The 17,217-nt window shown below is 43.3% G+C and carries 13 protein-coding genes; 10 read left to right on the top strand and 3 right to left on the bottom strand.

The features are described from left to right. Nucleotides 1-215: 215 nt before the first annotated feature. Nucleotides 216-2,315, bottom strand: a complete 2,100-nt coding sequence (fadJ, locus tag HUZ36_RS16610) for a fatty acid oxidation complex subunit alpha FadJ (RefSeq protein WP_176033456.1) — start codon at nucleotides 2,313-2,315, stop codon at nucleotides 216-218. Beyond that, nucleotides 2,315-3,625, bottom strand: a complete 1,311-nt coding sequence (gene fadI / locus HUZ36_RS16615; protein ID WP_125252795.1) for an acetyl-CoA C-acyltransferase FadI — start codon at nucleotides 3,623-3,625, stop codon at nucleotides 2,315-2,317. The genes fadJ and fadI overlap by 1 nt, the downstream gene beginning before the upstream one ends. 267 nt (nucleotides 3,626-3,892) lie before the next feature. Here fadI and HUZ36_RS16620 point away from each other — a divergent pair, with 267 nt between their 5' ends. The 9 genes from HUZ36_RS16620 (at nucleotide 3,893) to HUZ36_RS16660 (ending at nucleotide 13,306) form a co-directional block, all read left to right on the top strand. Beyond that, nucleotides 3,893-4,849 (top strand): AAA family ATPase, encoded by a 957-nt coding sequence (locus tag HUZ36_RS16620; protein WP_128731064.1) that lies wholly within the window; start codon nucleotides 3,893-3,895, stop codon nucleotides 4,847-4,849. A gap of 4 nt (nucleotides 4,850-4,853) precedes the next feature. After that, on the top strand, nucleotides 4,854-5,807 hold the full coding sequence (locus HUZ36_RS16625) for a DUF58 domain-containing protein (protein ID WP_125252826.1): 954 nt from the start codon (nucleotides 4,854-4,856) through the stop codon (nucleotides 5,805-5,807). Next, a complete protein-coding gene (locus HUZ36_RS16630) occupies nucleotides 5,808-6,239 on the top strand; it encodes a DUF4381 domain-containing protein (protein ID WP_176033457.1) in 432 nt (143 codons plus the stop codon). It abuts the gene before it with no gap. Then, the gene (locus HUZ36_RS16635; protein ID WP_176033458.1) at nucleotides 6,232-7,215 is read left to right on the top strand and encodes a vWA domain-containing protein; all 984 of its coding nucleotides are present in this window, start codon (nucleotides 6,232-6,234) and stop codon (nucleotides 7,213-7,215) included. The genes HUZ36_RS16630 and HUZ36_RS16635 overlap by 8 nt, the downstream gene beginning before the upstream one ends. A gap of 4 nt (nucleotides 7,216-7,219) precedes the next feature. After that, entirely contained in the window at nucleotides 7,220-9,103 is a 1,884-nt protein-coding gene (locus tag HUZ36_RS16640; RefSeq protein ID WP_176033459.1) for a vWA domain-containing protein, read from the top strand. Then, complete coding sequence (locus HUZ36_RS16645) at nucleotides 9,097-10,728, top strand: BatD family protein (protein WP_176033460.1); 1,632 nt, start codon at nucleotides 9,097-9,099, stop codon at nucleotides 10,726-10,728. The genes HUZ36_RS16640 and HUZ36_RS16645 overlap by 7 nt, the downstream gene beginning before the upstream one ends. Nucleotides 10,729-11,070: 342 nt before the next feature. Beyond that, the gene (locus HUZ36_RS16650) at nucleotides 11,071-11,586 is read left to right on the top strand and encodes a sigma-70 family RNA polymerase sigma factor (protein WP_125252788.1); all 516 of its coding nucleotides are present in this window, start codon (nucleotides 11,071-11,073) and stop codon (nucleotides 11,584-11,586) included. Then, the gene (locus tag HUZ36_RS16655) at nucleotides 11,586-12,305 is read left to right on the top strand and encodes a DUF3379 family protein (RefSeq protein WP_125252787.1); all 720 of its coding nucleotides are present in this window, start codon (nucleotides 11,586-11,588) and stop codon (nucleotides 12,303-12,305) included. Before HUZ36_RS16650 ends, HUZ36_RS16655 begins: the two co-directional genes overlap by 1 nt. A 149-nt stretch (nucleotides 12,306-12,454) precedes the next feature. Further along, on the top strand, nucleotides 12,455-13,306 hold the full coding sequence (locus HUZ36_RS16660) for a Tim44 domain-containing protein (RefSeq protein WP_147391226.1): 852 nt from the start codon (nucleotides 12,455-12,457) through the stop codon (nucleotides 13,304-13,306). A 182-nt stretch (nucleotides 13,307-13,488) separates the two neighbouring features. Here HUZ36_RS16660 and HUZ36_RS16665 read toward each other — a convergent pair whose 3' ends face one another. After that, the gene (locus tag HUZ36_RS16665) at nucleotides 13,489-14,283 is read right to left on the bottom strand and encodes a kinase (RefSeq protein ID WP_176033461.1); all 795 of its coding nucleotides are present in this window, start codon (nucleotides 14,281-14,283) and stop codon (nucleotides 13,489-13,491) included. A 204-nt stretch (nucleotides 14,284-14,487) separates the two neighbouring features. Between HUZ36_RS16665 and HUZ36_RS16670 the strand changes: the two genes are divergently transcribed. Then, a complete protein-coding gene (locus HUZ36_RS16670) occupies nucleotides 14,488-16,869 on the top strand; it encodes a TonB-dependent receptor (protein WP_176033462.1) in 2,382 nt (793 codons plus the stop codon). Nucleotides 16,870-17,217: the final 348 nt, after the last annotated feature.

Here is a 17,217-nt window from a genome sequence, read left to right on the forward strand (position 1 = left end):
ACCTTGACGATAGCTGGACGCTCTAGCGGTGTTATTAACAAAATTTCTCGCCTCAAAATAGACCATTTAGTTAAGATAATTCGTATAAGGGATAACGGCTACTGGAGAACAAGTCATTATCCCGAGCTCAGGTTATTCGTTTAAATATAGACCAGAAAATAAAAAAAAGCCGCATAAAATGCGGCTTACCAATGAATTGCTACTGTACGTAGAGATCAGTAATAACCTTTACCCGCTTCCGCCATCGCTAGCAACGGCTCGGCAGGCGTAAAAGTTGGATTTTCAGACGCATACGTCGATAGCTCAGAGCAAATCTTGTTAACGCCTTTTTTATCCATGTAACTAAACGGACCACCTAAGAACGGTGGGAAACCGATACCAAAAATAGCGCCAATATCTCCATCTCTAGCATTACGAATAATGCCTTCGTCCAAACAACGCGCAGCCTCATTTAGCATTTGCGCAACACAACGATTGGCTATTTCTTGCTTGTTCAATTTTGGAGATGGAGTAATACCCAGCAATTCGTAGACAGACTCGTCAACCTGCTTACCTTTTTTGCCTTCATAATTGTAGAAGCCTCGGCCTGTTTTACGACCTAAACGTTTACTATCTATCATACGGGCAAAAGCATCGGGTGCTTTAAATCGCTCCCCGAGTTCCTTTTCCAAAATAGGGGCTATTTTAGAACCAATATCAACACCTACTTCATCTAAAAGTGCCAAGGGGCCAACTGGGAATCCAAATTCCACCAAAGCTTGGTCAATTTTTTCAATAGGCTCACCCGCTAATAGTAGATTAGCCGCCTCATTGACGTACGGCGCTAAAATACGGTTAACATAAAAGCCAGCCTTGTCCTTTACAACGATTGGCGTTTTACCCTGTTTACGTGCAAACGCAACCGTACGAGCGATTACCTCATCGCTGGTGGTATCGTGTGGAATAATTTCAACCAATGGCATTTTCTCCACTGGCGAGAAGTAATGTAATCCGATCACATTTTCCGGTCTCGCGGCTTTCGCAGCGATTTGGCCTATCGGTAATGACGAAGTATTACTCGCAAAAATGGTTTGTTCAGCGCATTCACGTTCAATATCCGCTACCATGGATTGCTTTAACTCTAAATCTTCAAATACCGCTTCGATCACCATGTCTGTGTGCTTAAAGCCAGAATAATCAGTAGTACCTGTGATCATATTCAGGGTAGACTGCATTTCTGCCTTTGAAATAATACGGCGCTTTTGGCGCTTAGATAAAATCTTGTAGCTGTAATTTAGTGCGTTACTGATCCCCTGATGGGCAACATCTTTAATACGCACCGTCGCCCCTGCTTTTACCGCGCTCACATGGGTAATACCGGCACCCATCAAACCACCACCAAGCACAGCTACGCGGTTTACAGCCGCCAAGTCTTCAACTTGGAAATCTTTTTTCATTTCCGTTGTGGCAAAGAAAATACCTCGCAGTGAGCGAGACACTTCTGACATAACCAGATCAGCAAACCCTTCTGCTTCAGTTTTGTAGCCCTTAAGCTTATCCAATTCGATAGAAGCTCTCACCGCTTTGATAATCGCAAGTGGTGCTGGGTAGTGTCCGCCAGTTTTCTTCTCTACATTTTCTTGTGCTTTTTTGAAAATGATATTTCGACCAAACGGGTTTGATTCCAATAGTTGACTAATTTTGTCTAGGTTTGGTTTACGAGGCTTAGGCTTGCCTTTTCTTGCAAGCTTAACGGCAACGTTTAATAAAATGCTGTGTGGCACCACATCATCAACCAGTCCTGTCTTTTTCGCCTGCTTTGGACGCACTTGTTTACCAGTCAACATCCATTCAAGTGCTTTTTGTATTCCAACTAATTTTGGTAGGCGCTGCGTACCACCACCACCTGGCAATAAACCAAGTTGTACTTCTGGAAGACCCAGTTTTGTTTTACTGTCTTCAGTACAAACTCGATAATCACAAGCCAGTGCAAACTCAAGGCCGCCACCCAATGCGACGCCATGAATAGCCGCAACGGTTGGGAATGGCAGCTCGGCCATTTTAAAGAAGGTTTTATGACACATTTCTGATATCGCTAACGCGTCGTCACGCGTGTTGGCGTTGTCCAGCATTTTGATGTCTGCACCGGCGATGAAGTTGTCTGCTTTACCACTGATAAAAACCATCCCAGTTACATCGTCTTGCTTACCTTTAGCAATAACTTCAAGCAACTCATCAGCGAATGAATCGCGTAAGGTGTTCATCTTTTCACCTGGTACGTCAATAGTGACGATGGCCACTTTATGGTCGGTTAGTTCATAAGAAAATACTGACATTACGCGCTCTCCAATACAAATGCTGCTCCAAGACCACCTGCTGCGCAGGCTGTTGTTAATGCAAGGCCACCGCCACGACGTTTAAGTTCATGCAAGCTTTGCGTGATTAAACGCGCGCCCGTCGCTGCGAATGGGTGACCGTAAGCAAGTGAGCCACCGTTTACGTTAAACTTGTCCATGTCGATTTCACCAATCGCTTTGCTGCGACCCAATTTCTCCTGCGCGAATTTATCTGAGCCAAACATCTTCATGTTTGCCAGCGCTTGAGCTGCGAAAGCCTCGTGCATTTCAATCAAATCAAGGTCTGCTAATGTGATCCCAGCTCTATCCAACGCAATAGGCGTCGAGTGTGCAGGGCCCATTAGCATGTCTTCGTGTACGCCAATCGCTGAGAAGGCGAAGCTACGGACATATCCCAAAATATCGTAACCGAGCGCTTTGGCCTTACTTTCACTCATCATCAATACAGCTGCAGCACCATCGGTCAGTGGTGTTGCATTCGCAGCGGTAACAGAACCATGCTTTCTGTCAAATACAGGCTTTAATTTGGCATACCCTTCAAGTGACGAGTTTTCACGGATGTTATTATCTTTATCAATGAACCCTTTGTATGGCTCGACATGTGCAGCCATCACTTCATTACTCAACAGGCCTTCTGACCATGCTTTTGCAGCTAGAGTATGTGAACGATGCGCCATCGCGTCTTGATCCGCTCGGCTAATACCATGTGTTTTCGCCATTTGCTCTGCTGTTTGCCCCATAGACAAGCCAGTCGAATACTCGGCAACTGCAGGTGGAACCGGTAATAAATCTTTTAATCTCAGTTTTGAGAAAATTTGTAAACGCTGTTTAAGAGTGCGTGCTTTGTTTAGGTCGACTAAGCTGCCAGCTAATTTTTTGCTTACGCCAATTGGTAGTACCGATGAAGAATCAGCACCACCTGCCACGCCTACATTTACTTGGCCTGAGATAATGCTTTCTGCTACATTGGCAATCGCTTGGAAGCTCGTGGCACAAGCGCGAGATACGGAATACGCATCAACAGATACCGGCATCCCTGTACCAAGGACAATTTCACGTGCGATATTTGGCGCTTCAGGCATTTGAACAACTTGACCGAAAACCAATTGGTCGATTTCTTTGCGGTCAAAGTTAAGTCGTTCAAGCATTTCGTTAACTACGATTTTGCCCAAATCTAATGCTGGAACATGATGAAAAGCGGTAGCTTGCTTTGCGAATGGCGTACGCAAGCCGCTAACGATAGCGATTCGGTCGCCTTTTGATGTTTTTAATATATTTTGTTCAGACATGAATTTGCTCTCCCGCTGACAGGTCTGACCTGTTAATTTCCTTCGATTCTAAACAACCAAATCGAAGTTGCCAATAGTAAAGCGCGAAATGGTTGCTTTTTAAACCGCAAACGTCAACTTTAGATGCTTTTTCAAACAATCTCAAAGTATTTGAAATTGTTATTGAAAATTTATGAACTTTTCTAAATTTACCGGTCTAATCTCCTTGATTATTGATCCAGCGACCATATAACTATTTTTATTTTTGTCGGTTTAAAAGGCATTCTCATGGCAGTAAACGAGTTTTCACAACTAAAAGAATATTTAGATACCCAAATTCTAGGACAAAGTGCACTGACCGAATCGTTGCTTATTGCACTGTTAGCAGATGGCCACTTGTTGGTGGAAGGCCCTCCGGGACTTGCTAAAACTCGAGCAGTAAACGCACTGGCAAAAGGCATTGAAGGCAGTTTTCAACGCGTTCAATTTACCCCTGACTTATTACCGTCTGACGTGACAGGCACGGACATTTATCGTCAACAAACGAACGAGTTTGTATTTGAGAAGGGGCCCCTTTTCCACCACCTTATTCTGGCAGATGAAATTAACCGAGCGCCTGCAAAAGTTCAGTCTGCGCTGCTCGAAGCCATGGCTGAGCGACAAATCACCGTAGGTAAAACTACTTACCCATTACCAGAGCTATTTATGGTGATGGCCACACAAAACCCATTGGAGCAAGAAGGTACGTACCCGCTACCAGAGGCACAACTTGACCGCTTTTTACTGCATTTGAACATTGACTACCCAGATGCCGAAACTGAAGTAGACATACTCAGATTAACCCGTGGTGAAGCACTTGAAGAGTATCAAGCCGCTTATACGCCAATTAGTCAGGCAACGTTATTTGAAGCACGTAAAACTGTACTGGGTATGCACTTAGCTGAACCTCTTGAGCAATATTTGGTGCAGCTAATCATTGCCACAAGACAACCAGAGCGCTTTGACCCTACCCTGGCTAGCTGGATTGAGTATGGTGCAAGTCCTCGTGCCACCATTGCATTAGATAAATGTTCACGTGCTCATGCTTGGCTACAGGGGCGAGATTTTGTCACACCTGAAGACATTCAAGCGGTGGTTCACAATGTACTTCGCCATCGTATAGTTCTTAGCTACGAGGCTCAGGCCGATGGCATCACAAAAGATCAAGTCATTAGTAAAATTCTAGAATTAGTTGCTGTTCCATAACATGATGAACGACGTCACACAGTTTAATGCAGCCAGCTGGTTTAGAGAAAGCCACAGTAATGGCGTCGAGCTAGGCCTCAAGGAGCTGCTGTTTTATAAGTCAAAGGCTCATTTACTTTCACTTAAACCACGCGGCAAAGTAAAAAGTGCGCAAGCTGGACAATACCTCGCCCCCCACAAAGGGCGAGGTATGGAGTTTGCTGAGGTGAGGCAATATCAATACGGCGATGACATACGCGCTATTGATTGGCGTGTTACCGCGCGTACCGGTGAGGCACACACCAAACTATTCCAAGAAGAAAAAGAGCGCCCTGTATTCATTTTTTGCGACTTTTCTTCGAGCATGCTTTTTGGTTCAAGGCTGTTACTCAAATCTGTATTAGCTGCGCATTTAGGCGCTTTGGTATCTTGGTCAGCTTGCCAACGTGGCGATCGTGTCGGTGGTGTGGTCTTTAATGACAGCCATCACCATGAGCTAAAACCAACAGCTCGCGATCGCGGTGTTTTGGCGTTGGCTCATCAATTTTGTGCACTGCATGAGCAAGCCTTATTGCAAAAAGACCGACCGACGTCCGAGAACCGTTTTAATGAAAATTTAAAGCGGCTTGTTCATCTTGCAAAGCCAGGCAGCCTTATCTATTTAATATCGGACTTTACTGAACTTAATGAAGAAAGTTTCAAATTGTTGGAACGTGCCAGCCGCCATAACGAAGTGATCGGATGTATGGTAAGCGATCCATTTGAACATCAATTACCACAGTACAGCCAAGCAATAGAAGTATCGGCGGGAGAGCACAACTGGACATTACCGCTCATGGATAAGCAATTTCGCGACTCATTTTCGCAACATGCAGCCGACTTTTTTAATCGAAGATTAGCGTTACTCCAACGCTCAGGCATGACGCTACAAAAATACGATGCGTCGTTACCCATAGAACTACAAATAATGAGGGGTTAAATGCAAGTCAATCCACTCGACCAACTCAATGATGTGGTCATCCCTCAAAGCGTAAGCTGGTGGCCACTTTCTTATCCAATGTGGGGAGTTATTGTTATCGTCCTCGCACTGATAGCCAGCGGAGCTTGGTTGCTGTATCGCAGACAACAGTTTTTAAAAGCCAAAAAAGAAGCGATAAAGCTTAGTCAATCTCAAGATAACCCACAGATTTTACATACTTTGCTCAAGCGTTTAGTGAAACACTATTATGGCGAGGTCGCCGCAAGCCGCTATGGTAAAGAGTGGTTAGCATTACAAGCAAAACTCACCCGTGTTGAGCTAACGCAACAAGAGCTTGACTCATTGTACGCACCGACCCAAACACCTGAGCTCAGTAAAAAGCTTGCACTGGCGATCAGTACCTTTAAAGTCAAGGAGCGTATCGATGTTTGAGTTTGTATGGCCGCTGGCATTTTTATTACTACCACTGCCTTGGTTGATCGCCAAATTTAAGCCAAGTGTTGCACAAACGAATATACATATTCGCATGCCAAGTGTCGCCAAGTTACAGCTTGGCCACTCAAAGCAATTGCATAAGCGCGCTAAAGTCAGCCCCCTTGAAGCCATTGTCTGGTTACTGCTGGTGAGCGCAGCCGCCAATCCTACATGGCTTGACGAACCGATTGTTATTCCAAGCGAAGGGCGAGATATTATGTTAGCAGTTGACCTTTCAGCCTCCATGACAGAGCAGGATATGGAGTATCAAGGCCGTTTGGTTGATAGACTATCCGTCGTAAAAGCCGTCGTGAGTGACTTTATTGAAGCGCGTCAGGGAGATAGACTAGGTCTGATTCTCTTCGGTGATACCGCATTTTTGCAAACTCCCCTCACCCGAGATTTAGCGACGGTCAGTCAAATGTTAACAGAGGCTCAAATAGGGCTGGTTGGTCGCGCCACCGCCATCGGTGATGCGATTGGCTTGTCAGTCAAACGTTTTGAGGCTCGCGAACAGAGTAACCGTATATTAATTTTATTGACCGACGGTCAAAACACTGCCGGTAATCTTGAGCCAAATGAGGCGCTTATCTTGGCACGTGAAGAAGGCATCAAGATTTACACCGTTGGCGTAGGCTCCGATGGCAGACGAGGGTTTGGTCTATTTGGTTTTAACTCAATGGCTGGCAGTAGCATTGACGAGAAAACACTACAACACATCGCAAAAGAAACAGGTGGACAGTATTTTCGAGCCAAAGACGTTGCCAGTTTGCAACAGATTTACGCCATGCTGGATGAGCTAGAGCCAATCAGTGATGAAACACAGACCTTTCGCCCAAAAGTTTCATTGTTTTACATACCGCTACTTGTGGTTTTTGGGCTACTTTTTTTGGCTCAACTGAGTGTCGTTGTTAGAGTAAAAGTAAGGGGATAAGAGCATGGAATTTGAGTTTATTCGCCCACAATTACTTTGGTTACTCGTTCCTTGGGCTATCTACTGTTTGATGCAGTGGTCTAAAAAAAGTAAGCAACATAATAATCAACTTATTGCCCCACACTTAATGAAAGTGGTGATGGGTGAACAAGGGCAGCAATCACAAAAACACAATAACTCTTTACTTGGTGTTATTTTTTCTTTGCTAACCGTTATTGCGGTTGCAGGCCCGAGTATTGAAAAGCAGGAAGTGCCTGTTTTCAAAACACAAGCACCAAGAGTATTGGTGCTGGATATGTCCTACTCTATGTATGCAACCGATCTCGCACCAAATCGTCTTACTCAAGCAAGGTTTAAGACTCTGGACATGCTGAAGTTATTTCAAGAAGGTGAAACAGGGTTGGTTGCTTACGCAGGTGACGCCTTCACTGTGTCTCCGTTAACAACAGATGTAGCAACACTAGAGAATTTAATTCCAAGCCTTCGCCCCGAAATCATGCCATCAAAAGGTTCTAATGTTTATGCCGGTATCGAAGAGGCAATCAACCTATTAAGTGGTGCGAGCGCAACCTTTGGCGATATTATCTTAATTACAGATGGGCTCGAGCAAGAGGATGCCGAGGACATTCAGGCGTTACTGGCTGATAGTCCTTATTCACTCAATATTTATGCGTTGGGTACAACTCAGGGCGCGCCGATAAAACTTCCTGACGGCGGCTTCTTAAAAGACCAATATGGTCAAATTGTAGTACCAAAACTATTCACTACTCGATTAGAAAAGCTTGCGAAAGTCAAAGGCGGTAAGTTTGCCACGTATACGACCGACAACAGAGACATCAACACATTTAAACCTAGCTTAGCGTCGAACGCTGCCATCGTTAAAACTGAGCAAGAAAGTGCCAAGTGGCGTGTAGATGCCGGTGTATATTTGCTTATTTTATTGGTTCCACTGGCACTTTTATTGGTACGGAACCACGCAATTATGCTCAGTGCTTTGCTTGTTTTTACTTTATTACCACAGCAAAAGGCTGTAGCCAGTGAATGGCTACAATGGTTTAAAAATAACGATCAAAATGCCTTACAAGCCTATCAAAATGAAGCTTTTGAACGAGCGGCATCAGCTAATGACCCTGTTTTAAAGGGGGCTGCTTTGTATAAAGCAGGCGACTATGAAGGAGCGGCTTCGGTGCTAAATCAAACTGATTCAGCACAAGGCCAATATAATTTAGGTAACGCGTTGGCGCAGCTGGGTAAGCTGGATGAGTCTATTGCAGCATATGACAAAGCGCTAGCCATGAACCCCGACTTCACACAGGCAAAGGATAATAAAGCCGTCGTTGAGGCATTAAAAAATCAGCAAGACCAACAGGGTCAGCAAAACCAACAAGGTCAGCAAGACCAACAGGGTCAGCAAGACCAACAAGGTCAGCAAGACCAACAAGGTCAGCAAGACCAACAAGGTCAGCAAGACCAACAAGGTCAGCAAGACCAACAGGGTCAGCAAGACCAACAGGGTCAGCAAGACCAACAGGGTCAGCAATCAGAGAGTCAACAAGAGCAAAATAATAATGAGCCGCAGCTAGATCCATCCATGCAACAACAACAAGAAGCAGATCAGCAAGCACATGAACAAAGCCAACAACAGGGGCAAGCTGTATCTGAGACGGACGCAGAACAAACACCGCAAGATGAACAAGCACGCAATGCCGCCATGGTGCAGGAAAGTCGACCTCTGACACCTGAAGAAATTGAAAAAGCACAACAGCTCAATCAGTTACTCAGAAAAGTACCTGACGACCCAGCGATATTACTGAGAAATAAAATGCAATTAGAAGCACAAAAACGTAAACAAAGACGTCTACCGAGAGGAGTTGAGAAATCATGGTAAAACGTATTTTATTTTTGCTGTCTTTGTTAATAATAAGCCACAAAACGCTAGCTGTGGATAATCTCACCGCAAGCGTAGACAAAAATCCAGTACTTGCGGGTGAGTATTTTACCTTGTCAATCGTCGCGCAAGGAAAAGTCAAAGGCACAATTCCAGATGTGTCAGCTTTGAGTAATGACTTTGTCACAAGCCCTGTAAATACCAGCTCTCGAACGAGTATCATCAATGGCAGTGTTGCTAGCTCAACAACCTGGCAAATGCAGCTTGTGGCTCGCTCCCCAGGAACCTATACCATTCCCGCGTTCGAAGTTGATGGCGCAAAAACGCAGCCAATCGAAATCTCAGTCGTCGCTCGTGAGGATCAACAGCAAAGCAAAGATATTTTCGTCAAGACTGAACTAAAAGCACCTAACCTTTATGTGCAGCAAGCAGCGCTTTACACCGTTAAGCTGTATATTGGCAAGGACTTACTAGATGGCCAGCTGAGTGATCCTATCTCAGATGGTGCTACCTTTACACAGTTAGGTAAAGCCAGTGAAGAATACGAGATTGTTGATGGACGACGTTATATGGTTTTGACGCGTGAATACATGATCCAACCGCAAAAAAGTGGTGACTTCACCATCAAGCCGCCAGTATTTAATGGCCAGATCAGAGATAATTACCGCCGTATGGCTACCTCTGCCGTTGGCGATAGCATTGACTTTTCAGTATCCCCTATCCCGGCCGATGCCGCCGATACGTGGTTGCCAAGCGAATACTTAAATTTTTCCGAGGAATGGCAACCTAATGAGTCAACCTTTACCGTTGGGACTCCAATCACTCGAACATTAACCCTAACCGCTGTAGGAGTAACAAAAGAGCAGCTTCCAGATATTCAGATAGAGGATACCGATGGATTTAGAATTTATCCTGATACTTCCGAGCGAAAACAAATTACCAGAGATGGAAAAGTTATCTCGCAACTGATCGTTTCGTTTGCCTATCTGCCTCAGCGAGCTGGTGATTTTGTTTTACCTGAAGTCACGTTACCTTGGTTCAATACCATTACCAAGCGCGAAGAAATTGCTACATTGGCGAGCAAATCTCTGAGTGTAGTTCAAGATCCAAATCAACCCGTATTACCACTAACACCAAAAGTGACTCAGCAAACGCGTAGTAATGAGCCAAGTCAAGCGGTGTCGACTTCAACACAACAACACACAAGCTATACAGTACCGCTGTGGGTATGGGCTTTAGCAGTGAGCGGTTACATAATATGGCTAGTCACATTGATGTTCTGGTGGAGGGCATCTAAATCAACAGTGAAACAACAGCCAAAAATGAGTCAGCAAACCAACTCACAGCCTTTGATTTCGTTTGAAGAAGCCGTTAAACAAAACAGCACAAATGCGTTTTATCAGGCACTGCTCAACCATACTAGACAACAAAACATGTCTATGGCCAAATGGTTGCAACAACAGCCTGAGTCGTTAAAAACGCAAGTGAATGAGTTGCAACGTTCACTTTACAGCAACACCCAATCTAGCGTTGATTTATCCGCTTTATTCACTGAAGTAAAACGGAGTATCAAGCAAGCAGCGGACAAAAGATCTAAACAAGTACTTGATACGCTTTACAACTAAGCGCCTAGCGGCGCTTTTTTATTCTTTACCACTTTTGTTTGATAATAAGACTTAACCAATTTGCAGGAATAAATCTGACGCTAACAGCATTAAAAGTTTCTTATTTAAAACAACTAAATAGCAAATTTTTCTTGCCTAGATATATGTACATATCTCAGCATCAGCAGGGTACGAAAACGGTGTTATCGACAAGATTTTTGCCTCAAATTAGCAAGCTTAGTTAAGCTTGTTGGTATAAAAATAGAGCAGCGATCAGCAACACAAGAGAGTATTGCTGTTATGCTTAATAAAAATAATTGGTTTGTGATGAAATAAACCAGCCAAAAAATAGGTCTCATCAATATGGCCACTAAACAACATCAGTACGAGTCACTGGTGCGGGCATACCACAAAGAGCTATATAAGTTCGCTTATTGGTTATGTGGAGATCCAAGCATTGCCGAAGACTTAGTACAAGAAACTTTTTTACGGGCATGGCGTGCGCTTGACTCTTTACAAGACGAACAAGCCGCTAAGCCTTGGTTATTAACGATTTTAAGACGAGAAAATGCACGTCGTTTTGAGCGTAAACAATTTGACTATGCGGAGGTGGAGCAAGATACCTTAGTCGATGATAGAAGCTCAGCTTTAGATGACGAAATGGAACAAACTGTAGTGCAGAGACAAATAGCGAGCTTATCTGCTGAATATCGAGAGCCATTATTACTTCAGGTGGTGATGGGATGTTCAGGTGAGGAAATTGCAGAGATTTTAGAGCTGAACAAAAATACAGTCATGACAAGATTATATCGAGCCCGTAACCAACTCAAAGACGCTTTAACGACTAAATATGAACCAGTAAAGGGGGCATCAAACTAATGGATGAACTCGAATTTCGACGTCGCCTTGTTGCCGATCCTCAAGATGAAGAGGTAGCAAAGTACGCGTCACAACAACCCGAATTGCAAGCGCAACTAGAAGATATGCGCGATTTCGATAAGTTTTTAAGTCATTCTCTGGATATTGACGTTCCAGATGGACTTGCTGAAAGAATTATTGCAAAGCAGCAATTGCTGGAGGAAGAACACGACAAGGTAACGCATGTTTCATGGTTTAGGCGTATTTCAGCCCCACTGGCGGTAGCCGCTAGTATGCTATTTGCTGCTGTGATTTTTTATTACGGTGGCTTGGCACACCCAACAGATACAGCTGAGCATGCGCTTGCACACGTCTACTATGAACAAAATGCCTTGGAAAAGCAGGAAAGTGTTCCTCTTCAGACAGTTAATGAAAAATTAGCAATGCTAGGAGGTAAGTTCGATACTTTACCGGGCAAGATAGTTTACGCAACTTTCTGTAACTTTAAGGGGCAAAAAAGCCTGCATTTGGTGATGCAATCAGAATTTGGCCCATTGACCGTTTTTGTAGTGCCTGCAGATCAACAAAGCACACAAGATCAGAAAGACAACTTTAGCGACAGTCGTTTTGAAGGGCTAATCGCACATCATGAAAAAGCCAATACTATCTTAGTCGCCAACCGTGGTGCACCACTTGAGAGGTTCCAAACTGAGGTAAACAACTCTTTACGTTGGCTGTAAACCAACCAGACACCACAATGAGCTAATTGTGGTGTCTCAAGATCCTTACTAAACCACCAAAATTCAAAATAAATTAAGACACAGCCCTATTCAAATAGCAAAATGACTTCTTTACAATGTTGTTAGTTATTTTTGTATATAGGAACTTTATGAAACATTTCATTGTGTTATTTTCACTTGTTTGTTTTTTATTCACAGCGAGCTTTGATGCTGAAGCAAGAAAAAAGTTTGGTAGTAAAAGCAAAGGCAAAACTCATCAAACTCAAACTACTCAGCAAAAGCAGCAAACGGACACCCAAGCTTTAAATGCAAAATCAACAGCTAAACCTAAGTCAAACAAAAAAGGGATTATGGCAGGTGTGCTTGGTGGTTTGTTAGCTGGTGGGTTAATTGCTGCAATGCTTGGTGATGATTTCGAAGGATTTCAATTCCTTGAAATGATTCTATTAGCAATCGCTGCATTCATTATCTTTAAACTAGTGAGAAGCATGCTAGCTAAAAAGCAGCAACCAAGCTTTGCAGGGGCTCCACAAATGGGTCATCCGAGCACCCCATCTCAACAGCCACAGCAATTTCAAAGCAACGGTGCCACCAGCGGTGGATTTGGCGCTAACAGTGTACCAATGAATCTACCACGAGATTTTGATGTTAACGGTTTCTTACAGGGTGCCAGACAACACTATCAAACCATTCAAACGGCATGGAATCAAAACGACTTTACCACGATGGCTGAGTACCTAAGCCCTGAACTAGTTGAAGAGTTTAAGCGTGAACGTGAGCAACATGGTGATGTTAAGACAGAAGTCATGTTTGTAGATGCTTCGCTTGTTCGTGCAGACACAACTGCCGATGTATGGGAGATCAGTATTAAGTTCACGGGTAAATATCGTGACCTTAATGATATGCAAGAAGAGGCTATTCTTGAGATCTGGCATTTAGAGCGCAAAACATCAGGTGATGCGCCTTGGCTAATCGTCGGCGTTGAGGACTTAGCTGAATAAGCGAGACCAAAACCTGTATTTAATGCCAATTAGTCTTAATACATGATCAATTTGAAGGAGTAAATCTGACGCTAGCTGCGTGAAAGACTTCTTATTTCGAACAGCTATCGACACGGTTTCCTCGCCTCAAAATAGAGCGATTAATTAAGGTAATAGGTATAAGATAAGCAGTCTAAGCTCGGTTAATTGCCGAGCTTTGTTTTTATCTCAAGCACTTCCCTATTTTCTCCCAGCTTAACCTCAATATCAGCGGTGTTAGGAAGGCTTAATATCCCCCATTCAGACAAGCGTTGAAAGGGCTGGATAAATCGCTCAACTTCATCATCTCCCATCCCTTTTCCCGTCATCGCTTTTAGCATATGCTCTTGTTGTAATCGCCAACGATATACCCTATCAAAGCTCAGCCCATTCAAATAAATTAACGTATCTATTTGTGAAAAAATAGGTTGATACTGTTGATGTAAAATTTCATTTACTTGTAGACGAAATGCTCCATCTGCATCGTATTGCCGCTCAAAGCGATTAACTGGTAATACTAACTGGTTATGCTGTTGTGGGAATTGTCCAATGCACCAACCTTCAATAATCAGTACCTGAAGTCCAGCAGCTACAGTTCGCCATTGTGATTTTGGTATTTTTCTGTCTATTGACTTGTCAAATATCGGAAGGGTTATCGCTCTTCCTTGTTTAAACTGGGAGATAACTTCCTGTAGTAGAGCCACATCATGTGTTCCCGGCAATCCTCTTTGCTGAAATAGTGAGTGTCTTTGCGAAGCTAGGATCGCCCGCTCCTCAGGGTCTAGGTAAAAATCATCAAGAGAAACATGCTCAGAAACAATCGCAGATCCTGTTAACTGTTTACACAGCACCTGGCTCAGTGTCGATTTTCCCAACCCTTGAATACCAGAGACTCCTATCAATAGCGGCTTTGTCGAATTAAATATTCCAAATTTAACTAGTTCTTCAGCCAATTCCATATTTTTACCCTTACCAGCCCGATAAAAACCTTATTTGCATTATAAACTTAACATGTTCCCAATACACCTAGGAAAAAATAAAGTTACATTAAACTTGAATAATTTACATTAATAAATTATTTTTACCTGCTATTGATAATATGGCAATAGTATAAATATCGGTACTATTGCTTATTTCACATAAAAATAATAAAGGAAATCACAATGAAACCACTGGGTAAAATACCATTTGCTAAGAGCACTATTTGTCTTAGCATGCTAGCTGCATCATCTAGCTTTTACGCCACCGCCGAAACACAGTCTGATGACGGTGCCAATGAACAAATCGAAAAGATTACCGTAACCTCTCGCCGCAAAGAGGAAACTATCATTGAGATCCCGATGCAGGTTTCTACTATCTCATCAATGGACATCGCTGATCGTAACTTAGTATCAGCTGAAGATTTCTACAGAACCCTCGCTGGCGCAGCCTCCCCTAGAGGTCAGCTTATTTTACGTGGCCTCAGTGGAGGTAACACAGCATTTCCTGATACCACTAGTGTATTTGTGGATGATGTTCCTTTCACGTTTGAAAATCTAAACGACGTAGAACGAGTGGAAGTACTGCGTGGGCCACAGGGTACACTTTATGGCTCGAATGCCATCGGTGGTACCGTGAGGATAATCACCAAAAAGCCAGTACTTGATGAGTTTGAATTTTTCGCGTCAACACAAATTGGAAGTGAAAAAGATGTTGATGGCCTGCACCGCAACATTTCAATGGGCGTTAACATTCCTCTTGTTGACGATACATTAGCACTGCGAGTCAGTGGTAATACAGAGCATGAACGTTACCAAATGGTAAACATGAATACCGGCGTTCAAGGAAATGCTGATAGAGGCTTCATACGTGGCCAACTGTTATGGCAAGTTGATCCTGAAACTTCTGTTACTCTAGGTTATGCCCATACAACTTTCAGCGATACAGGCACAACAACAGGCGATCGTTCTACACCTGGTTATTACTGGGACTATAGCTTGACTGCAAATGAAGAAGCAGATTACGGGTATGATGTTGACTTCTTTAAGGTTTCTTGTCCTGAAACTGCTGAGCGTCCACAATGTAACGCCGGCAGTGCGCCTATTGCTAACAAAGGTGTACCACAAAAATACCAAATTTGGGACTTAATGGACCCATGGTCTGACGCAACGAATGACCTTTTCACCATCAATATTCAGGATGACAACATCTTCGATATTGCTTCATTAACTTATGCGGGCTCTCATCGCACCTATGAAGAAGATAGTATTCAGACTTCATGGAGCCGTTTAGACGCGTCAGATATGTTCCGTACTTGGATCATTGATCATCGTAAATATGAGCGCGTGACTCATCAGCTACGTTTCCAAAATATTGATATAAATTCGCCTCTATCTTGGACTATCGGTGCTTACTATGATGAAGTAGAGTACGGCTTCGATCCAAACTATCAAAATCAATACCATGAAAAAGGCGACAAAGTATCAGCACTTGCATTGAACTGGTGGGGTGCAGATGCCACTCAAATAGGTATAGATACGTTTGGCAATCCACAAAACAACTGGAATCTTACGAATATTCGTGACTACACCGAAGAGCTTGCTTTCTTCGCTGATGTTGCATACGAATTTGATTTAGGGGACTCTGGTAGCCTTGAGGTAAATGGTGGCGTTCGTCGCTTTGAGCTTAAAGATGGCTCTCACTATACACAGGAAGGTATTTGGGCTACTTCTGAAGATAACTTAAGCGGTGAAGAGTCAGGTAATCGTTATAAGTTTAGTGTTTCTTACCGTCCGACTGAAGAAATGTCTGTATACGGCTTATATTCAGAAGGATATCGACCAGGTGGTAACAACGGTCCATTAGCAGCATCATGTGAGGCAGATCCACTTGCTAAAAACCGTAAAGACCGTTACACGTCTGATGCTATCGAAAACTATGAGCTGGGCTTTAAAGCAAGCGTACTTGACAGAAAGGTCGACTTCTCAGCGGCAGTCTACCGTATTGATTGGACAGACATAAAAACCTCGGTATACATGGACACTTGTGGTTTCTCATACACAGCTAACGGTGGTGAAGCAAAGTCTGAAGGTTTCGAATTTGAGTCAACAGCTCGTTTAACTGACGACCTAACGATGTCATTCAACACGTCATATACAAGCTCTGAGATCACACAAGATAATGAGTCTATCTCAGCAAGTGCTGGTGATAAAATGACAATGGTACCGGAGTGGAATGCGTACCTCGCGCTTGATCAAAATATTCAATTATTCGGTAAAGATGCTTACATCCGAGGTGAATACTCTTTCTATGATGAATATAAAACCCACTTCAACGTTCGTGATGAAGATAAGACACCAGCGTATAGCGTATTTAATGTATCTGGACGTATTCAGTTAAGCGATAGCTTAAAACTTAGCGTATTCGTCAACAACTTATTTGATAAAGAAACTGCAACATACATGCGTGCACGCTCGAGAAATGCCAATAACTCGGCAGCTCAAGAATACATTAACTACCTCAACGGTCGTACAATTAGCCTCCGTGTTGATTACACTTTCTTTTAAGAGATAACAAAAGTGCCACCAGACTGGTGGCGCTTTTGTACTTTTAACACAGCCCTTTCTTGCTAATTCTCTCTATCTTTTACCAATTCTCTTAATTAAGTGGTCTATTTTGAGGCGAGAAAATCTTGTCGATAACCCCGCTACCGCGTCCTGCTATCGCCAAGGTACCTACCTCCGTGTAGGCAAGACAAAAATTTTGCTATTTAGTGGTTCTAAATAAGAAATTTTAACGCTGTTAGCGTCAATTTACCCCTTCAAATTGAGCAAGCACTAAGTCAAATTAATGGAATGGACTCTCTCCACTCCCCATCGGCGTCATAATGCGCCATATTAGTTTGGGGTAAGTTT

It is taken from the genome of Pseudoalteromonas sp. McH1-7, from assembly GCF_013366255.1.
Taxonomy (GTDB): domain Bacteria; phylum Pseudomonadota; class Gammaproteobacteria; order Enterobacterales; family Alteromonadaceae; genus Pseudoalteromonas; species Pseudoalteromonas peptidolytica.